This window comes from Streptomyces sp. NPDC000151 (genome assembly GCF_040301705.1).
In the GTDB taxonomy this organism is placed as follows: Bacteria; Actinomycetota; Actinomycetes; order Streptomycetales; family Streptomycetaceae; genus Streptomyces.
Window position 1 is genome coordinate 1 of the sequence record NZ_JBEPFC010000131.1, and the last position, 20,716, is coordinate 20,716.

Consider the following 20,716-nt stretch of genomic DNA (forward strand, 5'->3'; position numbering starts at 1 on the left):
CGCGGTACGGGCCCGGTCGGGAAGTCCGTGAGCGGCTGCGACGGCTGCCGCGGCGCCCACGGCTGCCGCCGGTCCGCCGAACAGGTCCACACTGCGACCCGCGTGGTTCTTGCGCCTCCACGGCTCGGTACCGCCCGGCGGCCGCCGCCGCAGCCCCTCGTACGCGGTCCGGGCCACTCCGGCCGCCGTCAGCAGCGCCGTGAGCCGCGCCCGCAATGCACCGCTCACCGGCCGGACCTTGCCGTCTCCAGCAGTTCCTCGGCGTGCGCGCGGGCCGTCTCGGAGTCCTCCTGGCCCGCGAGCATCCGGGAGAGTTCGCGGATGCGGTCCTCGCCCTCCAGGACCGTGACGCCGCTGCGGGTGACCGAGCCGTCGTTGGTCTTCTCGACCAGCAGCTGGCGGTCGGCGAACGCGGCGACCTGCGGGAGGTGGGTGACGACCACGACCTGCGCGGAACGGGCCAGCCGGGCCAGCCGACGGCCGACCTCGACCGCGGCCTTGCCGCCGACGCCCGCGTCCACCTCGTCGAAGAGGTAGGTCGGCACGGGGTCGGAGCCGGCGAAGACCACCTCGATGCCGAGCATCACGCGGGAGAGCTCACCGCCGGAGGCGCCCTTGGCGATCGGGCGGGGCGGCGCGCCGGGGTGCGGGGCCAGCAGGAGTTCGACCTCGTCGGCGCCGGCGGGACCGTAGGCGACGTTCCGGCCGCCCACCTCCACGCCGTCCGCGTCCTCGGCGACCTCGGTCTGCCGGATCTCCACGCTCACCCGGGCGTGCGGCATGGCCAGTTCGGCGAGCTCGGTGGTGACGGCGGCGGCGAACCGCTCGGCCGACGCCGTGCGCGCGTCGGTCAGCGCCTGCGCCAGCTCCCCCAGCTCGGCGCGGAGCGCGTCGTGCTCGGTGGTCAGCTCGCCGATCCGGTCGTCGTCGCCCTCCAGCTCGGCCAGGCGCGCGGCACTCTCCTCGGCCCAGGCCAGTACGGCCGCGATGTCCTCGCCGTACTTGCGGGTGAGCCCGGTCAGCGCGGCCCGCCGCTCCTCGACGGCGGCCAGCCGCAGCGGGTCGGCGTCCAGCCCGTCGGCGTAACTGGCCAGCTCGCCGGCCACGTCGGTCATCAGGATGCCGATCTCGCCGAGCCGGTCGGTGAGCCCGGCCAGCGCCGCGTCGTGGCTGCGTACCGCCTCCAGCGCGCGGTGCGCCCCGGCGACCAGGGTCGTCGCCTCGACGCCCTCGGGGTCCTCCGGATTGCCCGCGAGCGCCGCGTGCGCCACGGCCGCCGCGGAGGCCAGCGCCTCGGCGTGGCCGAGCCGCTCGGCCTCGGCGGCCAGCTCGGTGTCCTCGCCGGCCTGCGGCTCGACGGCGGAGATCTCCTCCAGGCCGAAGCGGAGCAGATCCGCCTCCTGGGCGCGCTCGCGCGCCTTGGTGGTCAGCTCCTCCAGCTCGGTGGCCACGTCGCGGAGCCTGCGGTACGCGGCGGTGTACTTCTCCAGGGGTACGGAGACGGCGTCCCCGGCGTAGCGGTCCAGGGCCTGGCGCTGCCGGGCGGGCCGCAGCAGGCCCTGCTGGTCGGTCTGGCCGTGCACGGCGACCAGGTCGTCCGCCAACTCCCCCAGCAGCCCGACCGGTACGGACCGTCCCCCGACGTGCGCGCGGGAGCGGCCCTCGGCGGAGACGGTACGGCTGATCAGCAGCGCCCCGTCGTCCAGCTCGGCGCCGGCCTCCTCGGCGCGGACCGCCGCCGGCGCGTCGGGGCCGACCGTGATGCGGCCCTCCACGACGGCCGCTTTGGCGCCGATCCGTACCAGCGCGGGGTCGGCGCGCCCGCCGAGCAGCAGGCCGAGGCTGGTGACGACCATGGTCTTGCCCGCGCCCGTCTCGCCCGTCACCGCCGTGAAACCGGGTGACAGCTCGACGACGGCATCATCGATGACGCCCAGGGACCGGATCCGCATCTCCTCCAACACGGTACGACCATACGAGGTCCGGGGGCCGCGTGGCGACGGCCGCCCCCCAAGGCCGCCGGATCTTTCTCGGGCCGCGGCCTCTCCAGCCGCTTCCGTCGCTGGACGGGCTCAGCCGAATCAAGCCTGTCCGGCGCTTGAGGAAGAGCCCGCAGGGCGATCCGGGGCAAAGCCCCGAATCCCCGGCAAGCGCCGTCCCCGAATCCCCGGCAAGCGCCGTCCGCTGAGGACTAGTGCGGCGCCCCCCGCCACCCCGCCACCGGGAGGGCGAACTTCGCGACCAGGCGGTCGGTGAAGGAGGCGTGGTGGAGGCGGGCCAGGCGGACCGGGATCGCGCCGCGGCGGACCTCGACGCGGGCGCCCGCGGGGAGTTCGACCGAGCGGCTGCCGTCGCACCACAGGACGCCGTGCGGCGTCTTGGGCTGGACCTCCACCGCGAGGACCGACTCCGGGGAGGTGACCAGCGGCTTGGCGAAGAGCGCGTGCGCGCTGATCGGGACCATCAGCAGGGCCTCGACCTCCGGCCAGACCACCGGGCCGCCGGCCGAGAAGGCGTACGCGGTCGACCCGGTCGGGGTCGCGCAGACCACGCCGTCGCAGCCGAAGCGGGACACCGGGCGGCCGTCGACCTCGGTGACGACCTCCAGCATCCGTTCCCGCGCGGCCTTCTCCACCGACGCCTCGTTCAGCGCCCAGTCGGTGTGCACCACGGTGCCGTTGTTGCGGACCAGGACGTCGAGGGTCATCCGCTCCTCGACCTCGTAGGCGCGGGTCACCACCCGGTCCACGACCTTGTCCAGATCGTCCCGCTCGGCCTCGGCGAGGAAGCCGACCCGGCCGAGGTTGACGCCCAGCATCGGGACGCCGGAGGTCCGTGCGAAGTCGGCGCCGCGCAGCAGGGTGCCGTCGCCGCCCAGTACCACCAGCAGCTCGCAGCCCTCGGCCGCGCACTGTTCGGTCGCCACCTGCTCGACGGAGTCCGGCAGCGGCAGGTCCGCGGCCTCGGCCGCCAGCACCCGTACTCCGATGCCGCTGCGCAGCAGCCCCTGGACGACCAGTTCGGCGCTGCGGACGGCCGCGGGGCGGCCGGTGTGGGCGAGCAGGAAGACCGTGCGGCCCTTGCCGGCGAGCGGCACGGGCGCGGGCGCGGACACCGCCCCGGCCTGCGGTCCCTGCGGTTCCTGCGGTGCTTCGGACGTTCCAGAAGTGGTCAACGCGGCCCCTCCGCCACTGCACGCTCGACATCCGCCGGGTCCAGGGCAGGCGCACCGGCGCGGAGCCACAGAAAGTACTCGACGTTGCCCGACGGGCCGGGCAGGGGGCTCGCGGTGACGCCCAGTACGCCGAGTCCGAGCTCCGCCGCGCGCTCCCCGACCATGCGCACCGCCTCGGCCCGCAGCTGCGTGCTGCGCACCACACCGCCGCTGCCCAGCCGCTCCTTGCCGACCTCGAACTGCGGCTTGACCATCAGCACGAGGTCCGCGTCCGGCGCCGAGCAGCGGACCAGCGCGGGCAGCACCAGCCCCAGCGGGATGAAGGAGAGGTCGCCCACGACGATGTCGGCGGGGACGCCGTCCAGCTGCTCCGGGGTCAGTTCGCGGACGTTGGTGCGGTCCTTGACGGTGACCCGGTCGTCGCTCTGCAGCGACCAGGCGAGCTGTCCGTACCCGACGTCGACGGCGACGACGTGCCCGGCGCCCGCGCGCAGCAGGACGTCGGTGAAGCCGCCGGTGGAGGCGCCGGCGTCCAGCGCCCGGCGGCCCTCGATCTTCAGGCCCTTCGGTACGAAGGCGGCCAGCGCGCCGGCGAGCTTGTGGCCGCCGCGCGAGACGTAGTCCGGGTCGTTCGCGTCCTCGCGCACGACCAGCGCGGCGCTGGTCTCCACCTGGGTGGCGGCCTTGCTCGCCGGCTGGCCGCCGACCGTCACCCGGCCCGCGGCGATCAGCTGGCTCGCGTGCTCGCGGGAGCGGGCCATCTTGCGGCGCACCAGCTCCGCGTCGAGTCGGCGTCGTGCCACACCTGCCACCTGGGGTTCAGCTCCTGTTGTCGTTCGGTGCTCCGGGGCGGGGCCCCGGCTGCTGGTCCAAGGAGGCCAGCGTGGTGCGGAGCCCCCGGTGCACATCCTCGTACACGGCGAGGTGGCCGCCCACGGCGAGGTGGTCGGCGTCGCCGAGCCGGGCCAGCCGGCCGTCCACCTCGGGGTGCCCGGTCGGGGTGACCGCGACGCCCAGCGGCCGCGGGCCCGCGGGCTCCTCCGGGGGCGCGTCGGGGGCGTCGGCCCGGGCGGACTCGTCGGGTGCCGCGGCGGCTTCGGGGTCCGTTTCCGGCCACGCGGCGCCGGGGTTCGGCTCTTCCATGCCCCCGACGCTACCGCGAACCGGTGGCGCATCGGCGGACTGGACGGCCTGAGCTGGGTATCGTCCTTGCGATGGCTTCCCTCGAACAGTGCCGAGCGGCCCTGGACCGGCTGGCACAGAACCTCTCGGCGTCGGCGGACGGCTCCGTGCGCGGCGCCGCCGCCCTGGACCGCTCGCTGAGCTGCCGCATCACCGACCTGGACACCACGTTCGTGGGGCGGCTGGCCGACGGCACCCTCACGGACGTGACCGCCGTACCGGGTCCACCGCCGCACAAGGCGCAGATCCGGCTCGCCATGACCGGCGACGACCTGGTCGCGCTGGTCGACGGCGAGCTGCACTTCGCGCGGGCGTGGGGCAGCGGCCGGGTGAAGCTGGAGGCCGGCTTCCGGGACCTCCTGCGGCTGCGGTCGCTGCTGTAGGGCCCGCGTCCCCGCCGCCTCGGACCGCCCCGGCCGCCTCAGACCGCCGCGGCCTTACGGGGTGTGCGCGCCGCCGGGATGATCAGCGGGGTGCCGGTCTCCGGGTCGTCGATGATCTGGCACTTGAGGCGGAAGACCCGCTCGATCAGGTCGGCCGTGACCACGTCGGCCGGGGCGCCCTCGGCGACGACCTCGCCGTCGCGCAGGGCGATGATGTGGCTGGCGTAGCGCGCGGCGTGGTTGAGGTCGTGCAGTACCGCCACGAGCGTGCGGCCCTGCTCCTCGTGCAGCTGGGCGCAGAGGTCCAGTACCTCGATCTGATGCTGGATGTCGAGGTAGGTGGTGGGCTCGTCCAGGAGCAGCAGCGGGGTCTGCTGGGCGAGGGCCATGGCGATCCAGACCCGCTGCCGCTGGCCGCCGGAGAGCTCGTCGACGTACCGCTCCCCCAGCTCGCCCACGCCGGTGGCGTCCATCGACTCCTGGACGATCCGCTCGTCCTCCTCGGACCACTGGCGCAGCAGCCCCTGGTGCGGATACCGGCCGCGGGAGACCAGGTCGGCGACGGTGATGCCGTCGGGGGCTATGGAGGACTGCGGGAGCAGGCCGAGGGTGCGGGCGACCTTCTTGGCGGGCTGCGAGGAGATCGAGGAGCCGTCCAGCAGGACGGAGCCGGCCTGCGGCTTGAGCATCCGGGAGAGGGCGCGCAGCAGGGTGGACTTGCCGCAGGCGTTGGGGCCGACGATGACCGTGAAGGAATTGTCCGGGATGTCGACCGAGAGCTGCTCGGCGATGACCCGCTGGTCGTAGGCGAGGGTGACGTTCTGCGCCGCGAGACGGCTCACTTCGGCTCTCCTGGGGGTGGTACGGCCGGTCGGTTGCGGGGTGGTGGCGGCCGGGCCGCCCGGGGGCGGCACAGCGGCCGGGGTCGGGGCGGTCATACCCGGCCCGCCTTGCGCTCATTGGCCAGCAGCCACAGCAGATAGCCGCCGCCCAGTACGCCGGTGACCACGCCGACCGGGATCTGGTCGGCGCCGAAGACCCGCTGCGAGAGGAGGTCGGCGAGGACCAGCAGGACCGCGCCCATGAGGGCCGAGGGCAGCAGGTTGGGGCCGGTGGCGCGGGTGAGGCGGCGGGCGAGCTGCGGCGCGGTGAGCGCGACGAAGGCGATGGGTCCGGCGGCGGCGGTGGCGGACGCGGTCAGGATGACGGCGGCCAGCAGCGCGACGATGCGGACGCGGCCCGTCCGCACGCCGAGCGCGGCGGCCGAGTCGTCGCCCATCTCCAGCATGGCCAGCGGCCGGCCGCACAGCACGATCACCGGGACCATGACGACGCAGACCGCGGCCAGCGGCCACACCTGGTCCCAGTCGCGGCCGCTGAGGGAGCCGGTCATCCAGGTGGTGGCGCGGGTGGCCTCGACGATGTTCGCCTTGGTCATCAGGTACAGGACGATGGCGTAGAGCATGGCGGCGGCGCCGATGCCGACGAGGACGAAGCGGTAGCCGTGCACGCCGCGCTGCCAGGCGAGCAGGAAGATCATGACGCCGGTGAGGACGCCGCCGGCCACCGCGCCCATCGCGATGGCGACGGTGGAGCCCTGCAGGTACACGATGACGAGCAGGGCGCCGACGGAGGAGCCCTGTGCGAAGCCGAGCACGTCGGGGCTGCCGAGCGGGTTGCGGGTGACGGTCTGGAAGACCGCGCCGGCCAGCCCGAAGCAGACGCCGACCAGCAGCGCGACCAGGACCCTGGGCAGCCGCAGGTCGTTGACGATCAGTTCCTGGCCCGGGTTGCCGCCGCCGCTGAGGGTGGTGAGGACGTCCCCGAAGGACATCGGGTAGTCGCCGGTGCCGATGAGCAGGACGCCGGCCGCGAGCGCCACGAGGAGCAGCAGGAGGCCCGCCAGTACGGCCCTGGAGTGCAGCCGTACCGACAGCCCGCCGGCGGTGCGCAGGGCCCGCACGGCCGGGCGCGCGGAGGTCTTGGTGGGAGTGCTCACAGCTGTGCCATCTTCCGTCGCCGTACGAGATGGATGAAGACCGGGCCGCCGATGACGGCCGTGACGATGCCGACCTGGAGCTCGCCGGGCCGGGCCGCGATCCGGCCGATGATGTCGGCGCCGAGCAGCAGCACCGGCGAGAGGACCGCGGAGTACGGCAGGATCCAGCGCATGTCGGGGCCGGTGATGGCGCGGACGGCGTGCGGCACCATCAGGCCGACGTAGACGATCGGCCCGCAGGCGGCGGTGGCGGCGCCGCACAGCAGGGTGACGGCGACCATCGCGAGGACGCGGGTGCGGGTGAGCCGGGCGCCGAGCGCGCGGGCCTGGTCGTCGCCGAGCGCGACGGCGTTCAGCGGCCGGGCGACGAGCAGCGCGACCAGCACGCCGGCCGCGATGAAGGGGGCGATCTTCGCGACGGTGGGCATGGTCGCCGAGGCAAGCGAACCGACCGTCCAGAAGCGCATCTTGTCCAGGGACGCGGTGTCCATCAGCTCGACGGCGTTGAGGTAGCCGGTGAGGGCCGCGGTGAGGGCGGTACCGGCGAGCGCGAGCCGTACGGGCGTGGCGCTGCGGGTGCCGCCCAGGATGTACACGGCGGCGGAGACGGCGGCGGCGCCGAGGAAGGCGAACCACACGTACCCGGTGAGGGAGGTGACGCCGAAGAAGCTGATGGCGGTGACGACGGCGGCGGAGGCCCCGGCGTTGATGCCGAGGACGCCGGGGTCGGCGAGCGGGTTGCGGGTGAGCGCCTGCATGACGGCGCCGGCGAGGCCGAGGGCCGCGCCGGCGAGCAGACCGAGGAGGGTGCGGGGCAGCCGGACGTCGCGGACGATCACGTCGGTGTCGGTACCGGAGTAGTGCATGACGCCGTGCCAGACGTCGGCCACCGGTATCTGTTTCGAGCCGACGGCGATACCGAGGACGGTGATGACCGCGAGGATGCCGAGGGCGGCGAGGAGTCCCGCGGAGCGGGTGGCCTGCCGTCGTCGGGGCACCACGGGCGCGGCGGCTGCTTCAGGGGGGCTGTCGACCAACACGCCGTTTAGGTTAGCCTAACCTCCGTTGCCCACTCAGGTGCCTCCCCAGAGAGAAGTGCGTCCCTATGAGCATGTCCCCCAGACCTTCCCTGTCCCGACGCGGCCTGCTGGCGGCCGGCGGGGCCGTCGGCGTCGGCGCCCTGCTCGCCGCGTGCGGCAGCGAGAAGAGCTCGGGGTCGGCCGGCGGCGGAAGCAAGGGCGGGCCCTGGAGCTTCACCGACGACCGCAAGAAGAAGGTCTCCCTGAAGACTGTGCCACAGCGCATCGTCGCCTTCACCGGCACCGCCGCCGCGCTGCACGATTTCGGCATCGACGACCAGATCGTCGGCGTCTTCGGCCCCACCAAGCTGAAGAACGGCAAGCCCGACCCGCAGGCCGGTGACCTCGACATCTCCAAGGTCACCATCATCGGCAACGCCTACGGGCAGTTCAACGTCGAGAAGTACGCCGGGCTCGCCCCGGACCTGCTCGTGACGAACATGTACGAGCCGGGCGCTCTGTGGTTCGTGCCGGACGAGAGCAAGGACAAGATCACCAAGCTCGCCAAGAGCGTCGCGATCACCTCCTCCCGGACCCCGATGGTGAAGATCATCGAGCGGTACGCCGAACTCGCGGAGTCCCTCGGCGCCGACCTGAAGGCCAAGAAGGTCACCGACGCCAAGGCCCGCTTCGAGAAGGCCGCCGAACGGCTGCGCAAGGCCGCCAAGTCCAACCCGGTCAAGGTGCTCGCCTGCTCCGGCAGCCCCGACCTCTTCTACGCCTCCAACCCGGGCATCAACGCCGACCTCATGTACTTCAAGTCCCTCGGCGTGGACCTGATCGTCCCGGACCACCTGGACAAGGGCGGCTACTTCGAGTCCCTCAGCTGGGAGAACGCCGACAAGTACCAGGCGGACGTGCTGCTGCTCGACAACCGCACCGCCACCCTCCAGCCCAAGGCGCTGGCCGCCAAGCCCGCCTGGGCGAAGCTGCCCGCCGTCAAGGCGGACCAGATCGCCCCCTGGTCCAGCGAGCCCCGCTTCTCCTACGCGGGCGCAGCCCCGCTCGTCGAGGGCCTCGCCAAGGCCATCGAGGACGCCAAGAAGGTCAGCTGACGCGCCGGGGGCCGGCCGCGTGCCCCGCGGCCGGCCCCCCGCAACTCCACTCAAGGGAGGTTTTTCCCCGCATGACCACGACCGCCGCCCCCGCCACCGCCCCGTTCCGCTTCTTCGACCTGCACGTCGTGCGCACCCGCCGGCTCGGCCCCTCGATGGTCCGGATCACCTTCGGCGGCGCGCGCCTTTCGGAGCTGCTGACCGGCGGCCGCGACCAGCGGGTGAAACTCTTCTTCCCGCGGGAGCACCAGACCGTCCCGGTCTTCGACGACCAGGGCGACGGCTGGTACGCGGCGTGGCGCGGGCAGGACCCGGCCGAGCGCAGCATCATGCGGACGTACACGGTCCGCGCGCAGCGCCAGGACCCGGAGCCGGAGCTGGACGTGGACTTCGCGCTGCACGGCGCGGAGGAGGGGACCTCGGGACCGGCCGGGCGGTGGGCGGCGAACGCCGTGCCCGGCGACCGGGTCAGCGTGCTCGGGCCGGTCGTCGAGGACAACGGCGGCGTGGACTTCCGCCCGCCGCAGGGCACCGACTGGATCCTGCTGAGCGGCGACGAGACGGCCCTGCCGGCCATCGCCAACATCCTGGCCTGGCTCACCCCGGGCACCAAGGCCAAGGTGTGGATCGAGGTGGGCCACGCGGCGGACCGCCAGGAGCTGCCCTCCTTCGCCGACGCCGACATCACCTGGCTGGTGCGCGAGGAGTCGGCCACCGACCGTACCGAGCGGATGCTCGCGTCGGTGGGCGCCGCCGAGCTGCCCGAGGGCACGCCGTACGCCTGGATCGCGGGCGAGTCCGGCACCGTCAAGGCGCTCCGCCGGCACCTGGTCAAGGAGCGCGGCTTCGACCGCAGGGCCGTGAAATTCACCGGTTACTGGCGGCGCGGCGCCAGCGAGGAACAGCTGCTGGCCGAGCTCACGGCCGCCGCGCGGAACTGAGCGCACGAAGGGGCCCGTCCGCCGGACGGGCCCCTTTCCCCTGCCTACAGCGGTCCGTTCACAGCCCGAGGCGCGCCAGCGCCTTCCCCGCCTCGGCCGTGCACCGGCCGTCCCCGGCCGCCGTCCAGGCCGCCGCGCACAGCGCCCGCAGCCCGTCCAGAGGGGAGCCCTCGCCATCGAGTACGAGCACGTCCTCGGCCACCGAGGCGACCCAGCCACCGCACCGGAAGCCGCCGTCCGCCGCCGCCACCTCCGGCTGCGGCCCGAGGATGCCGCGCAGGTCGGCGTCCACGTACGTGGGGCGGTGCTGCGGCGGCGCGGCGAGCAGCTCGGCCGGCGTGGTCACGCCGGTGAGCACCAGCAGCGAGTCCACGCCGCCGTTGAACGCGCCCTCGATGTCGGTGTCCAGCCGGTCGCCCACCACCAGCGGCCGCTTCGCCCCCGTGCGCAGCACGGTCTCGCGGTGCATCGGCGGCTGCGGCTTGCCCGCGACCTGCGGCGTGCCGCCGGTGGCGATCCGTACGACCTCCACCAGCGCGCCGTTGCCCGGTGCGATGCCGCGCTCCTTCGGGATCGTCAGGTCGGTGTTGGCCGCGAACCACGGCACGCCGCGGCCGACCGCGTAGGCCGCCTCCGCCAGCTGCTCCCAGTTCTGCTTGGGGTCGTAGCCCTGCACCACGGCGGCGGGGTCGTCCTCGGCCGAGTCCACGGGCACCAGCCCCCGCTCGCGCAGCGCGACCTTCAGCCCCTCACCGCCGATCGCCAGCACCCTCGCGCCGTCCGGCACCTGACCGGCGATCAGCCGGGCGACCGCCTGCGCGGAGGTGACGACGTCGCCCGCCTCCGTGGGCAGGCCGTACCCGGTCAGCTGCCCGGCCACGGTGTCGGGGGTGCGCGCCGCGTTGTTCGTCACGTACGCCAGGTGCATCCCGCCGTCCCGCGCGGTGGTCAGCGACTCCACGGCGTACGGGATGGCCGACCCGCCCGCGTAGACGACGCCGTCCAGGTCCAGCAGCGCCGTGTCGTACGCCTCGCTCAGCGTCCGTTCGCTGCCCTCCGGCCGCGTCCGCACCCGCTCGTCCATGCCGTCCAGCTCCTTAACCATCCATACCGCGCGCAAACGGCCTTTTCCCGCCGCATTGCGCTTCTCCCCCGATCATCCCTCACCGCCCCGACCGGCATAGCATTTGCCAATGACCAGCACCGACGGCCTGCGCCTGGACACCTTTCGCGGACTGCGCTACGCACCCCACCGGGTGAGCAGTCTCACCGCGGTCACCTCGCCCCCGTACGACGTGGTGGTCCGGCCGGACGGCGTCCGGCACCTGGAGACCGCCGATCCGTACAACATCGTCCGGCTGATCCTGCCGCACGCCGTGGACCCGGCGACCCGGCACCGCAAGGCCGCCGACACGCTCGCCCGCTGGCGCGCCGAGGGGGTACTGGCGCCCGATCCGCAGCCCGCGCTGTACGTGTACGAGCAGCGCAGGGGCGATGTGCTGCAGCGCGGCATCATCGGGGCGCTGGGGCTGGACGGGCCGGTGCTGCCGCACGAGGACGTGATCGCCGAGGTGGTCGAGGACCGGGCCGCGCTGATGCGTACCGCGGCCGCAAATTTCGAGCCGCTTTTGCTTTCGTACCGGGGCGAGGGGACGGCGAGCGGCGCCACGGCGGTGATCGAGCGCACCACGCGGCGGCCGCCGCTGCTGGCCACCACGACCGAGGACGGCTTCGCGCACCGGCTGTGGGCGGTGACCGACCCGGCCGAACTGGCGGCGGTGGACGCGGATCTGTCGGCCCGGCAGGCGCTGATCGCGGACGGGCATCACCGTTGGGCGACGTACCAGCGGCTCGCCGCGGAGCGCGGGGGCAGCACCGCCTCGGCCTGGTCGCGCGGCCTGGTGCTGCTGGTCGACACCGCCCGTTACCCGCTGCGGGTGCGGGCCATCCACCGCGTGCTGCCGCATCTGCCCCTGGAGCGGGCGCTGGCGGAGCTGGACGGCGCCTTCCGCGCGCGCGAGGTGCCCGGGCCGCTGCCCACGGCGCTGGAAGCGCTGGACGCGGCGCAGGGCAACGCCTTCCTGCTCGCCTCGGGCCCGGACTCCTTCCGGCTGCTGGACAGCCCCGATCCGCGGCTGCTGGCGCGGGCGATCCGTACGGACCGGCCGGAGGCGTGGCGGCGGCTGGATGCCACCGTTCTGCACTCCGTTCTGCTGGACGAGGTGTGGCGGATTCCGGACCACCCGGAGGGCATCCGCTACATCCACGACACGGACGCGGCGCTCGAACAGGCCGCGAAGCACGGCGGTACGGCGGTCCTGATGCGGGCCGTCGACGAGGAGACGGTCCGTCTGATCGCCGCGCAGGGCGTGACGATGCCGCGCAAGTCCACCTCGTTCGGCCCGAAGCCGGCGACGGGTCTGGTGCTGCGCACGCTCGACGACGACTGAGGCGCCGCCCCGAGCCCTCCTGGAACGCCCCGCGCGCCCTTCCCTGGACACCCCCTGCCCACACCGATATCGGGTTAGGTTAGGCTTACCTCACCAAGTCGACGGGCCGGGGGTTTTCCCCACCCGTCCCGCGCGGGCAACGCCCGTACCAGGGAGGACACGTTCATGACTTTCCTCGCGCCCACCGCCGAGGACCCGTCGCAGGCCCCTGCCTCCGCCCTCACCGGCAGCAAGGACCACCTGCTCAACGACGCCACCGTCCAGTACTACCGCGACGCGGTACGCGACGGAGTCGACCGGGTGGCCGCCAAACTCGCGGCGACGGACCGTCCCTTCACCGGCATGACCGCGGACCGGCTCGCGCCCGCGGTGCGCGGGATCGACCTGGAGACACCGCTCGGCGACCCCGCGGCGGCCCTGGACGAGCTGGAGGACATCTACCTCCGCGACGCGGTCTACTTCCACCACCCGCGCTACCTCGCCCACCTCAACTGCCCGGTGGTCATCCCCGCCGTGGTCGGCGAGGCCGTGCTCTCCGCCGTCAACTCCTCCCTGGACACCTGGGACCAGAGCGCCGGCGGCACTCTCATCGAACAGCGCCTCATCGAGTGGACCGCGGGCCGCATCGGCTTCGGCGAGGACGCCGACGGCGTCTTCACCAGCGGCGGCACCCAGTCCAACCTGCAGGCCATGCTGCTCGCCCGCGACGAGGCCCGCAGCCTCGCCCGCGAAGCGCACCCGCACCTGGACGACACCGAGATCCGCACCCGGCTGCGCATCCTCACCTCCCAGGTCAGCCACTTCAGCATCGAGAAGTCCGCCACCCTCCTCGGCCTCACCCCCGACGCCGTCATCGCGATCCCCGTCGACGAGGAGAAGCGGCTGCGCACCGACGCCCTGGAGAAGGAGCTGACCCGGTGCGCCGAGGAGGGCCTGATCCCGATGGCCGTCGTCGCCACCGCGGGCACCACCGACTTCGGCTCCATCGACCCGCTCCCCGAGATCGCCGCGCTCTGCGCCCGCGAAGGCGTGTGGATGCACGTGGACGCCGCGTACGGCTGCGGACTGCTGATCTCCCGCCGCCGCCACTACCTCGACGGCATCGAGAACGCCGACTCGGTCACCGTGGACTACCACAAGTCCTTCTTCCAGCCGGTCAGCTCCAGCGCCGTCATCGTCCGCGACCGCACCACCCTGCGGCACGTCACGTACCACGCCGACTACCTCAACCCGGAGCGGATGGCGAAGAAGCGCATCCCCAACCAGGTCGACAAGTCGCTCCAGACCACCCGCCGCTTCGACGCGCTCAAGCTCTGGATGACGCTGCGCATCATGGGCGCCGACCAGGTCGGCGAGCTCTTCGACGACGTCGTGGACCGCGCCGCCGACGGCTGGCGCCTCCTCGATACGGATGACCGCTTCGAGGTCGTCACCCGCCCCACGCTCTCCACCCTGGTCTTCCGTTACGTACCGGACCGGAACACGGACCCCGAGACCGTCGACCGGATCAACCTCCACGCCCGCGAGGCGCTCGCCGCCTCCGGCGAGGCCGTCATCGCCTCCACCGTCGTCGACGGCCGCCACTACCTCAAGTTCACCCTGCTCAACCCCGAGACCACCCTCGGCGACATCGCCACGGTGCTCGATCTGATCGCCGAGCACGCCGGCTCCCGCCTCGCCGAAGAGGCCACGCCGGAACTCACCAGCGCTCACTGACCGCCCCCACCGGAGACACCGTGCCCACCAACGCCCCGCACGCCACATCTGTACACGACTTCATCGCCATCGGCCTCGGGCCGTTCAACCTCGGTCTGGCCTGCCTGACCGAACCGCTCGCCGAACTCGACGGCCTCTTCCTGGAGTCCAAGCCCGACTTCGAGTGGCACTCGGGGATGTTCCTGGAAGGCGCCCACCTCCAGACCCCGTTCATGGCCGACCTGGTCACCCTCGCCGACCCCACCTCCGAGTACTCCTTCCTGAACTACCTGAAGGAATCGGGCCGGCTGTACTCCTTCTACATCCGCGAGAACTTCTATCCGCTGCGCGAGGAGTACAACGACTACTGCCGCTGGGCCGCCGCGAAACTCCGCAGCGTCCGCTTCGGCCACCGGGTCACCTCGGTCGAGTACGACGAGCGGGACGAGCTGTACCTCGTCCACGGCACCGACCTGGCGACCGGCGAGCGGCGCACCCACCGCGGCCGCCGCCTCGTGCTGGGCACCGGCACCCCGCCCCACCTCCCCGAGTCCTGCCGGGACCTGGGCGGCGACCTGATCCACAACTCGCGTTACATGCCGAACAAGGAAGCCCTCCAGGCCAAGGACTCGATCACCCTGGTCGGCAGCGGCCAGAGCGCCGCGGAGATCTACTACGACCTGCTCTCCGAGATCGACGTCCACGGCTACAAGCTCAACTGGGTCACCCGCTCCCCGCGCTTCTTCCCGCTGGAGTACACCAAGCTCACGCTGGAGATGACCTCCCCCGAGTACGTGGACTACTTCCACGCGCTCCCCGAGGCCACCCGCTACCGCCTGGAGTCCGAGCAGAAGGGCCTCTTCAAGGGCATCGACTCGGAGCTCATCGACGCGATCTTCGACCTGCTCTACCAGAAGAACCTCAAGGGCCCGGTCCAGGCCCGGCTGTTCACCAACACCGCGCTGAACGACGCGTCGTACGACGAGACCACCGGCACGTACACGCTGGACCTGCGCCACGAGGAGCAGGAGCGGGACTTCGCCCTGGAGACCCAGGGCCTGATCCTCGCCACCGGCTACCGCTACACCACCCCGGACTTCCTGGCCCCGGTCGCCGACCGCATCCGCCTGGACGGCCAGGGCCGCTTCGACGTCGCCCGCAACTACAGCGTCGACCACAGCGGCCAGGGCGTCTTCCTGCAGAACGCCGGCGTGCACACGCACAGCATCACCTCGCCCGACCTGGGCATGGGTCCCTACCGCAACGCGTACATCATCGCGGAAATGCTGGGCCGCCAGCCCTACGCCGTGGAGAAGACCATCGCGTTCCAGGAATTCGGAGCACCGGAAGGCATCGTCCGATGAGCAACATCAACGGCAGCACGAAGAGCGACGGCGCGCAGAGCGGCATCCTCTTCACCCGTACCGACCCCGCGCTCGGCGAGTTCGCCGTCCGCGCGCTCGACCCCCTGCAGGACGCCGAGCTGCTGCACGGCTGGGTCACCCACCCCAAGGCGTCCTTCTGGATGATGCAGGACGCCACGCTCCCCGACGTGGAGCGCGAGTACATGAGCATCTCCGCCGCCGAGCACCACGACGCGTTCATCGGACTGCACAACGGCCGCCCCGCCTTCCTCATGGAGCGGTACGACCCGGCCCACGTCGAGCTGGTCGGCCTCTACGACCCCGAGCCGGGCGACGTCGGCATGCACTTCCTGACCGCGCCCAGCGACACCCCCGTGCACGGCTTCACCCGAGCCGTCATCACCACCGTCATGGCGATGCTCTTCGAGGACCCGGCCACCGCCCGCGTCGTCGTCGAGCCCGATGTACACAACAAGGCCGTCCAGGCCCTCAACGAAGCCGTCGGCTTCGAGATCGTCCGGAAGATCGCCAAGCCGGAGAAGGACGCCTACCTCAGCACCTGCACCCGCGAGCAGTACCTTGCGGCGATAGGAGTGACCACCCGATGAACGCCGCCACCACCCCCCGCGACGCCGTGGCCCACCTGACCCCCGACCTGTGGGACCGGGCCGGCCGCCTCCTCATACGCAAGGCGCTCGCCGAGTTCACCCACGAACGCCTCCTCACCCCCCGCCCGATGCTGGACGGCCGCTACTCCGTCCGCAGCGACGACGGCACCGTGGAGTACCGCTTCGCCGCCCAGGTCCTCACCCTCGACCACTGGCAGATCGACGCCGACTCGATCACCCGGCACCGCGAGGACACCGATCTCCCCCTCGACGCCGTCGAGTTCTTCATCGAACTGCGCGACGCGCTCGGCCTCAGCGACGAGATCCTCCCGGTCTACCTGGAAGAGATCAGCTCCACCCTCTCCGGCACCGCGTACAAACTGACCAAGGACCACGTCCCGGCCGACGAGCTCGCGAAGGCCGACTTCCAGGACATCGAGACCGGCATGACCGAGGGCCACCCCTGCTTCGTGGCCAACAACGGCCGCCTCGGCTTCGGCATCCACGAATACAGCGCGTACGCCCCCGAGGCCGCGGCCCCGATCCAGCTCATCTGGCTGGCAGCGCGCCGCGACCGCGCCACCTTCACCGCCGGCGCGGGCCTGGACTACGAGGCCCTGATGCACGCGGAGCTCGGCGAGCCCACGCTCTCCCGCTTCGCCTCGGTGATGGCCGAGCAGGGCCTGGACCTCGCCGACTACCTCCTCCTCCCCGTCCACCCCTGGCAGTGGTGGAACAAGCTCTCCGTCACCTTCGCCGCCGAGGTCGCCCAGCAGCGCCTGGTCTGCCTCGGCCCCGGTGACGACGAGTACCTCGCGCAGCAGTCCATCCGGACCTTCTTCAACACGAGCAACCCCGAGCGCCACTACGTCAAAACGGCACTCTCGGTCCTCAACATGGGCTTCATGCGCGGCCTCTCCGCCGCGTACATGGAGGCCACGCCCGCCATCAACGACTGGCTGGCCGGCCTCATCGAGAGCGACCCGGTCCTGCGCGGCACCGGCCTGACGATCATCCGCGAGCGCGCCGCCATCGGCTACCACCACCGCCAGTACGAAGAGGCCACCACCAAGGGCTCCCCGTACCGCAAGATGCTCGCCGCGCTCTGGCGCGAGTCCCCGGTGCCCACGCTCGAACCGGGCCAGCGCCTCGCCACCATGGCCTCCCTCCTCCACACCGACCGCGACGGCGCCTCCTTCGCGGGCGCGCTGATGCGCGAGTCCGGCCTGAGCGCCGTCGAGTGGCTGCGCCGGTACCTCAAGGCGTACTTCACGCCCCTCCTGCACAGCTTCTACGCCTACGACCTGGTCTTCATGCCGCACGGCGAGAACGTCATCCTCGTCATCGAGAACGGCGTCGTGCAGCGCGCGATCTACAAGGACATCGCCGAGGAGATCGCGGTGATGGACCCCGACGCGGTCCTCCCCCCGGCCGTCGAGCGCATCCGCGCCGAGGTCCCCGAGGACAAGAAGCTCCTGTCGATCTTCACCGACGTCTTCGACTGCTTCTTCCGCTTCCTCAACGGCATCCTCGTCACCGAGGGCCTGGTCGACGAGGAGACCTTCTGGCGCACGGTCGCGGAGTGCGTCACCGAGTACCAGGCGTCCGCGCCCGAACTCGCGGACAAGTTCGCCCAGTACGACATGTTCGCCGAGGAGTTCGCGCTCTCCTGCCTGAACCGTCTCCAGCTGCGCAACAACAAGGAGATGGTCAACCTCCAGGACCCGGCCGGCGCCCTCCAGCTGATCGGCAACCTGCGCAACCCGATCGCCCGCTTCGGCCCGGACACGGCCACGGCCACGGAGACGACCGCGGTGGCGTGACACCGCGGTGACGGCCGCCCGCTTCGACGGTCCGGGGCGGGCGACCGGAAACGCAAGAGGGCGGGATCCCTATGGGATCCCGCCCTCTTCGCTGTGCGGTGCGGTGCTGCGCAGCGCAGCGCTTAAGCGTCCGCGCTTACTTGTCCGCGTCCGGCGCGTCCTCGTCGGTTACTTCGCCCGCCTCGGCCTTGGCCTTGGCGTCGGCCTCGGCCTTGGCCTCGGCGTCGGAGAAGGTGGGGACTACGGGGGCGGCGGGAGCGGGCTCGTCGGCCTCGACGGCCTCCTCGACCTCCTCGGTCTTGGTGTCGCCTTCCTCCGCGTCCTCGTCCTCGGCCTTGGCGACGGCGTTGGTGCCACCGTCAACCGCCTCGTCCTCGTCGGTCTCGTCCTCGTCCGCCAGGGCGTCCGTGAACTCCACGCCGTCCAGCTCCGCCAGCCGGTCCGACGCATCCGTCGTACCGCCCTGGTCGGCCTCCAGCGCCTTCGCGAACCACTCGCGCGCCTCTTCCTCGCGGCCGACCTCCAGCAGCGCGTCGGCGTACGCGTAGCGCAGCCGCGCGGTCCACGGCTGTACCGCGTTGGACGCCAGCTCGGGGCTCTGCAGCGTGACGACGGCGGCGTCCGCCTGGCCCATGTCGCGCCGGGCACCCGCCGCGACCAGCCGCATCTCGACCTGCCCGGACTTGTCCAGCCGCTGCACCTCGGGCTCGCCGGCCATGGCGAGGGCCTTCTCGGGCCGGCCCATGCCGCGCTCGCAGTCGGCCATCACCGGCCACAGCTCCGCGCTGCCCGTCATCCGGCGCGCCGCCCGGAACTCCGCCAGCGCCTCGCTGTACTTGCCGAAGCCGTACGCGGCGAAGCCGGCCGCCTCGCGGACGGCGGCGACGCGGGACGCGAGCCGCAGCGCGATACGCGAGTACTCGTACGCCCGCTCGGGGTCCTCGTCCAGCAGCTTCGCCACCATCACGAGGTTCCGCGCGACGTCCTCGGCGAGCGTCTTCGGCAGGCTCAGCAGCTCCTGCCGCACGTCCTTGTCGATCTCGTCACCGGTGACGTCGTCCGGAATCGGCAGCCGCTTGATCGGCTCCCGGTCCCGACGGTCGTCCCGGCGGTCATCACGCCGGTCGTCCCGGCCCTGCCCGTACGGCCGACGCCCACCACGGTCGTCGTCACGCCGGAACCCGCCGCGCTCGCCGCCACGGTCATCGCGACGGAACCCACCACGGTCACCGCCGCGGTCGTCACGCCGGTCGTCACGACGGAACCCACCGCGCTCGCCGCCGCGGTCGTCACGACGGAAGCCCCCGCGGTCACCACCACGGTCATCCCGGCGGAAGCCACCCCGGTCACCGCCGCGGTCACCACCGCGGTCACCACCGCGGTCCGCACCGCGGTCGTCACGACGGAAGCCGCCGCGCTCGCCGCCACGGTCGTCGCGACGGAACCCGCCGCGGTCGCCACCGCGGTCGTCCTCGCGACGGGGGCCACGCGGCCGGTCGTCACGACGGTCATCACGCCGGTCCGCGCCACGGTCGTCGCGACGGAAGCCGCCGCGGTCGCCACCACGGTCGTTGCTGCGGTCGTCGCGACGGAACCCGCCACGGTCGTCCTCACGACGCGGCCCACGCGGCCGGTCATCACGCCGGTCCGCACCACGGTCATCGCGACGGAACCCACCGCGGTCCGCACCGCGGTCGTCACGGCGGAAACCGCCCCGCTCGCCGCCACGGTCATCGCGACGGAAACCGCCGCGGTCGCCACCGCGGTCGTCCTCGCGACGGGGACCACGCGGCCGGTCATCACGCCGGTCCGCACCACGGTCATCGCGGCGGAAGCCGCCCCGCTCGCCACCACGGTCGTTGCTGCGGTCATCGCGGCGGAACCCGCCACGGTCGTCCTCGCGACGCGGCCCACGCGGCCGGTCATCACGCCGGTCGTCACGGCGGAACCCACCACGGTCGGCACCGCGATCCGCACCGCGGAAGCCGCCGCGCTCACCACCACGGTCGTTGCTGCGGTCGTCCCGACGGAAACCGCCACGGTCGCCACCGCGGTCCGCGCCGCGGTCGTCACGGCGGAAACCGCCCCGCTCGCCGCCGCGGTCATCGCGACGGAAGCCCCCGCGGTCACCGCCGCGGTCGCCACCGCGGTCGTCCTCGCGACGGGGACCACGCGGCCGGTCGTCACGACGGTCATCACGCCGGTCCGCACCGCGGTCGTCGCGCCGGAACCCACCGCGGTCGCCACCACGCTCGTTACTGCGGTCGTCGCGACGGAACCCGCCGCGCTCGCCGCCACGGTCGTCGCGACGGAAGCCGCCCCGCTCGCCGCCGCGCTCGTTACCGCGGTCGTCACGACGGCCATAACCGCCGCCGGCGCCTCCGGCGCCACGCGCGGCACCCGCGCCACCGGGACGGCTGCCGCGGTCATCGCGACGCGGCCCCCGGTCATCACGACGGGAGTCGCGCCGGTCACCACCATCGCGCCAGCGCGGCTGGCGCTCCGATCGGTCGTCGGGAGAGTTGGTGGACATCGACGTGACTCCTGTCTTCGGTACTGCTGGTCATTCTCACGCACCGACCAGTTCGGCGCGCTTCGGCAAAACAAAAAGGACCCTTGGTCCCAGCATGAACGCTGGGACCAAGGGTCCTGAAAGATTGTTCGGCGGCGTCCTACTCTCCCACAGGGTCCCCCCTGCAGTACCATCGGCGCGGAAAGGCTTAGCTTCCGGGTTCGGAATGTAACCGGGCGTTTCCCTAACGCTATGACCACCGAAACCCTATCGGGTTCGAGCGAACAAGCACACTCTTCAGTTAAATGAAGTGAAACTTGGTTCAACCGGTGCGACTGTTCGCAACCCGGGAACCACACAGTGGACGCGAGCAACTGAGGACAAGCCCTCGGCCTATTAGTACCAGTCAACTCCACCCGTTACCGGGCTTCCATATCTGGCCTATCAACC

At 72.4% G+C, this 20,716-nt stretch carries 17 protein-coding genes, 1 rRNA gene and 2 pseudogenes; 8 read left to right on the forward strand and 12 right to left on the reverse strand.

Translation table 11 applies throughout. The annotated features are described in order from the left end of the window. From ABT381_RS27915 to ABT381_RS27935, 5 genes and pseudogenes are all read right to left on the reverse strand, one after another. Window positions 1-228 (reverse strand): annotated as a pseudogene (locus tag ABT381_RS27915) (hypothetical protein); the annotation flags it as partial. Further along, window positions 225-1,952, reverse strand: coding sequence for a DNA repair protein RecN (gene recN / locus ABT381_RS27920; RefSeq protein ID WP_351599354.1), 1,728 nt, complete (start codon window positions 1,950-1,952; stop codon window positions 225-227). The gene recN and the pseudogene ABT381_RS27915, both read right to left, overlap by 4 nt. A 239-nt stretch (window positions 1,953-2,191) precedes the next feature. After that, window positions 2,192-3,115 (reverse strand): NAD kinase, encoded by a 924-nt coding sequence (locus ABT381_RS27925; RefSeq protein WP_351599355.1) that lies wholly within the window; start codon window positions 3,113-3,115, stop codon window positions 2,192-2,194. 56 nt (window positions 3,116-3,171) lie between these two features. Then, the gene (locus tag ABT381_RS27930) at window positions 3,172-3,987 is read right to left on the reverse strand and encodes a TlyA family RNA methyltransferase (protein ID WP_351599338.1); all 816 of its coding nucleotides are present in this window, start codon (window positions 3,985-3,987) and stop codon (window positions 3,172-3,174) included. A 7-nt stretch (window positions 3,988-3,994) separates the two neighbouring features. Next, window positions 3,995-4,318, reverse strand: a complete 324-nt coding sequence (locus ABT381_RS27935) for a hypothetical protein (RefSeq protein WP_351599339.1) — start codon at window positions 4,316-4,318, stop codon at window positions 3,995-3,997. Window positions 4,319-4,389: 71 nt separating this feature from the next. Between ABT381_RS27935 and ABT381_RS27940 the strand changes: the two genes are divergently transcribed. Beyond that, window positions 4,390-4,740 carry a sterol-binding protein gene (locus ABT381_RS27940; RefSeq protein WP_351599340.1) on the forward strand — a complete coding sequence of 117 codons (351 nt, stop codon included), beginning with the start codon at window positions 4,390-4,392 and terminating at the stop codon, window positions 4,738-4,740. 38 nt (window positions 4,741-4,778) lie between these two features. Here the strand turns inward: ABT381_RS27940 and ABT381_RS27945 are convergent, their stop codons facing one another. From ABT381_RS27945 to ABT381_RS27955, 3 genes are all read right to left on the reverse strand, one after another. Continuing rightward, window positions 4,779-5,582, reverse strand: a complete 804-nt coding sequence (locus ABT381_RS27945; RefSeq protein ID WP_351599341.1) for an ABC transporter ATP-binding protein — start codon at window positions 5,580-5,582, stop codon at window positions 4,779-4,781. 92 nt (window positions 5,583-5,674) lie between these two features. Next, window positions 5,675-6,739 carry a FecCD family ABC transporter permease gene (locus ABT381_RS27950; protein ID WP_351599342.1) on the reverse strand — a complete coding sequence of 355 codons (1,065 nt, stop codon included), beginning with the start codon at window positions 6,737-6,739 and terminating at the stop codon, window positions 5,675-5,677. Beyond that, window positions 6,736-7,779, reverse strand: a complete 1,044-nt coding sequence (locus ABT381_RS27955; protein ID WP_351599343.1) for a FecCD family ABC transporter permease — start codon at window positions 7,777-7,779, stop codon at window positions 6,736-6,738. Before ABT381_RS27955 ends, ABT381_RS27950 begins: the two co-directional genes overlap by 4 nt. A gap of 65 nt (window positions 7,780-7,844) precedes the next feature. Between ABT381_RS27955 and ABT381_RS27960 the strand changes: the two genes are divergently transcribed. Next, window positions 7,845-8,873: an ABC transporter substrate-binding protein gene (locus ABT381_RS27960; protein ID WP_467754840.1), complete on the forward strand. Its 1,029-nt coding sequence runs from the start codon at window positions 7,845-7,847 to the stop codon at window positions 8,871-8,873. A gap of 71 nt (window positions 8,874-8,944) precedes the next feature. Beyond that, complete coding sequence (locus tag ABT381_RS27965) at window positions 8,945-9,814, forward strand: siderophore-interacting protein (RefSeq protein ID WP_351599345.1); 870 nt, start codon at window positions 8,945-8,947, stop codon at window positions 9,812-9,814. 58 nt (window positions 9,815-9,872) lie between these two features. On the opposite strand, the gene ABT381_RS27970 is transcribed toward ABT381_RS27965, so the two are convergent. Beyond that, window positions 9,873-10,898, reverse strand: coding sequence for an HAD-IIA family hydrolase (locus tag ABT381_RS27970; RefSeq protein ID WP_351599346.1), 1,026 nt, complete (start codon window positions 10,896-10,898; stop codon window positions 9,873-9,875). A gap of 109 nt (window positions 10,899-11,007) precedes the next feature. Here ABT381_RS27970 and ABT381_RS27975 point away from each other — a divergent pair, with 109 nt between their 5' ends. From ABT381_RS27975 to ABT381_RS27995, 5 genes are all read left to right on the forward strand, one after another. Beyond that, entirely contained in the window at window positions 11,008-12,264 is a 1,257-nt protein-coding gene (locus ABT381_RS27975) for a DUF1015 family protein (RefSeq protein ID WP_351599347.1), read from the forward strand. A 165-nt stretch (window positions 12,265-12,429) separates the two neighbouring features. After that, window positions 12,430-13,980, forward strand: a complete 1,551-nt coding sequence (locus ABT381_RS27980; protein WP_351599348.1) for a pyridoxal phosphate-dependent decarboxylase family protein — start codon at window positions 12,430-12,432, stop codon at window positions 13,978-13,980. A 20-nt stretch (window positions 13,981-14,000) separates the two neighbouring features. Beyond that, window positions 14,001-15,323: a lysine N(6)-hydroxylase/L-ornithine N(5)-oxygenase family protein gene (locus ABT381_RS27985; RefSeq protein WP_351599349.1), complete on the forward strand. Its 1,323-nt coding sequence runs from the start codon at window positions 14,001-14,003 to the stop codon at window positions 15,321-15,323. Continuing rightward, the gene (locus ABT381_RS27990) at window positions 15,320-15,931 is read left to right on the forward strand and encodes a GNAT family N-acetyltransferase (protein ID WP_351599350.1); all 612 of its coding nucleotides are present in this window, start codon (window positions 15,320-15,322) and stop codon (window positions 15,929-15,931) included. The genes ABT381_RS27985 and ABT381_RS27990 overlap by 4 nt, the downstream gene beginning before the upstream one ends. Beyond that, the gene (locus tag ABT381_RS27995; RefSeq protein ID WP_351599351.1) at window positions 15,928-17,754 is read left to right on the forward strand and encodes an IucA/IucC family protein; all 1,827 of its coding nucleotides are present in this window, start codon (window positions 15,928-15,930) and stop codon (window positions 17,752-17,754) included. Before ABT381_RS27990 ends, ABT381_RS27995 begins: the two co-directional genes overlap by 4 nt. A 136-nt stretch (window positions 17,755-17,890) precedes the next feature. Here ABT381_RS27995 and ABT381_RS28000 read toward each other — a convergent pair whose 3' ends face one another. The 3 genes and pseudogenes from ABT381_RS28000 to rrf all read right to left on the reverse strand — a co-directional run bounded on the left by ABT381_RS28000 (window position 17,891) and on the right by rrf (window position 20,530). Next, entirely contained in the window at window positions 17,891-18,781 is an 891-nt protein-coding gene (locus ABT381_RS28000) for a tetratricopeptide repeat protein (RefSeq protein ID WP_351599352.1), read from the reverse strand. Between the two features lie 93 nt (window positions 18,782-18,874). Next, window positions 18,875-20,287, reverse strand: a pseudogene (locus tag ABT381_RS28005) (hypothetical protein); the annotation flags it as partial. Between the two features lie 126 nt (window positions 20,288-20,413). Then, window positions 20,414-20,530: ribosomal RNA gene (gene rrf / locus ABT381_RS28010) — 5S ribosomal RNA — on the reverse strand. Window positions 20,531-20,716 lie beyond the last annotated feature (186 nt).

Coding starts and splice junctions, on each gene's coding strand:
- ABT381_RS27960 (WP_467754840.1), top strand. CDS start 7,845: ATGAGCATGTCCCCCAGACCTTCCCTGTCCCGACGCGGCCTGCTGGCG.
- ABT381_RS27980 (WP_351599348.1), top strand. CDS start 12,430: ATGACTTTCCTCGCGCCCACCGCCGAGGACCCGTCGCAGGCCCCTGCC.
- ABT381_RS27965 (WP_351599345.1), top strand. CDS start 8,945: ATGACCACGACCGCCGCCCCCGCCACCGCCCCGTTCCGCTTCTTCGAC.
- ABT381_RS27935 (WP_351599339.1), bottom strand. CDS start 4,318: ATGGAAGAGCCGAACCCCGGCGCCGCGTGGCCGGAAACGGACCCCGAA.
- ABT381_RS27990 (WP_351599350.1), top strand. CDS start 15,320: ATGAGCAACATCAACGGCAGCACGAAGAGCGACGGCGCGCAGAGCGGC.
- ABT381_RS27995 (WP_351599351.1), top strand. CDS start 15,928: ATGAACGCCGCCACCACCCCCCGCGACGCCGTGGCCCACCTGACCCCC.
- ABT381_RS27940 (WP_351599340.1), top strand. CDS start 4,390: ATGGCTTCCCTCGAACAGTGCCGAGCGGCCCTGGACCGGCTGGCACAG.
- recN (WP_351599354.1), bottom strand. CDS start 1,952: ATGCGGATCCGGTCCCTGGGCGTCATCGATGATGCCGTCGTCGAGCTG.
- ABT381_RS27975 (WP_351599347.1), top strand. CDS start 11,008: ATGACCAGCACCGACGGCCTGCGCCTGGACACCTTTCGCGGACTGCGC.
- ABT381_RS27970 (WP_351599346.1), bottom strand. CDS start 10,898: ATGGACGAGCGGGTGCGGACGCGGCCGGAGGGCAGCGAACGGACGCTG.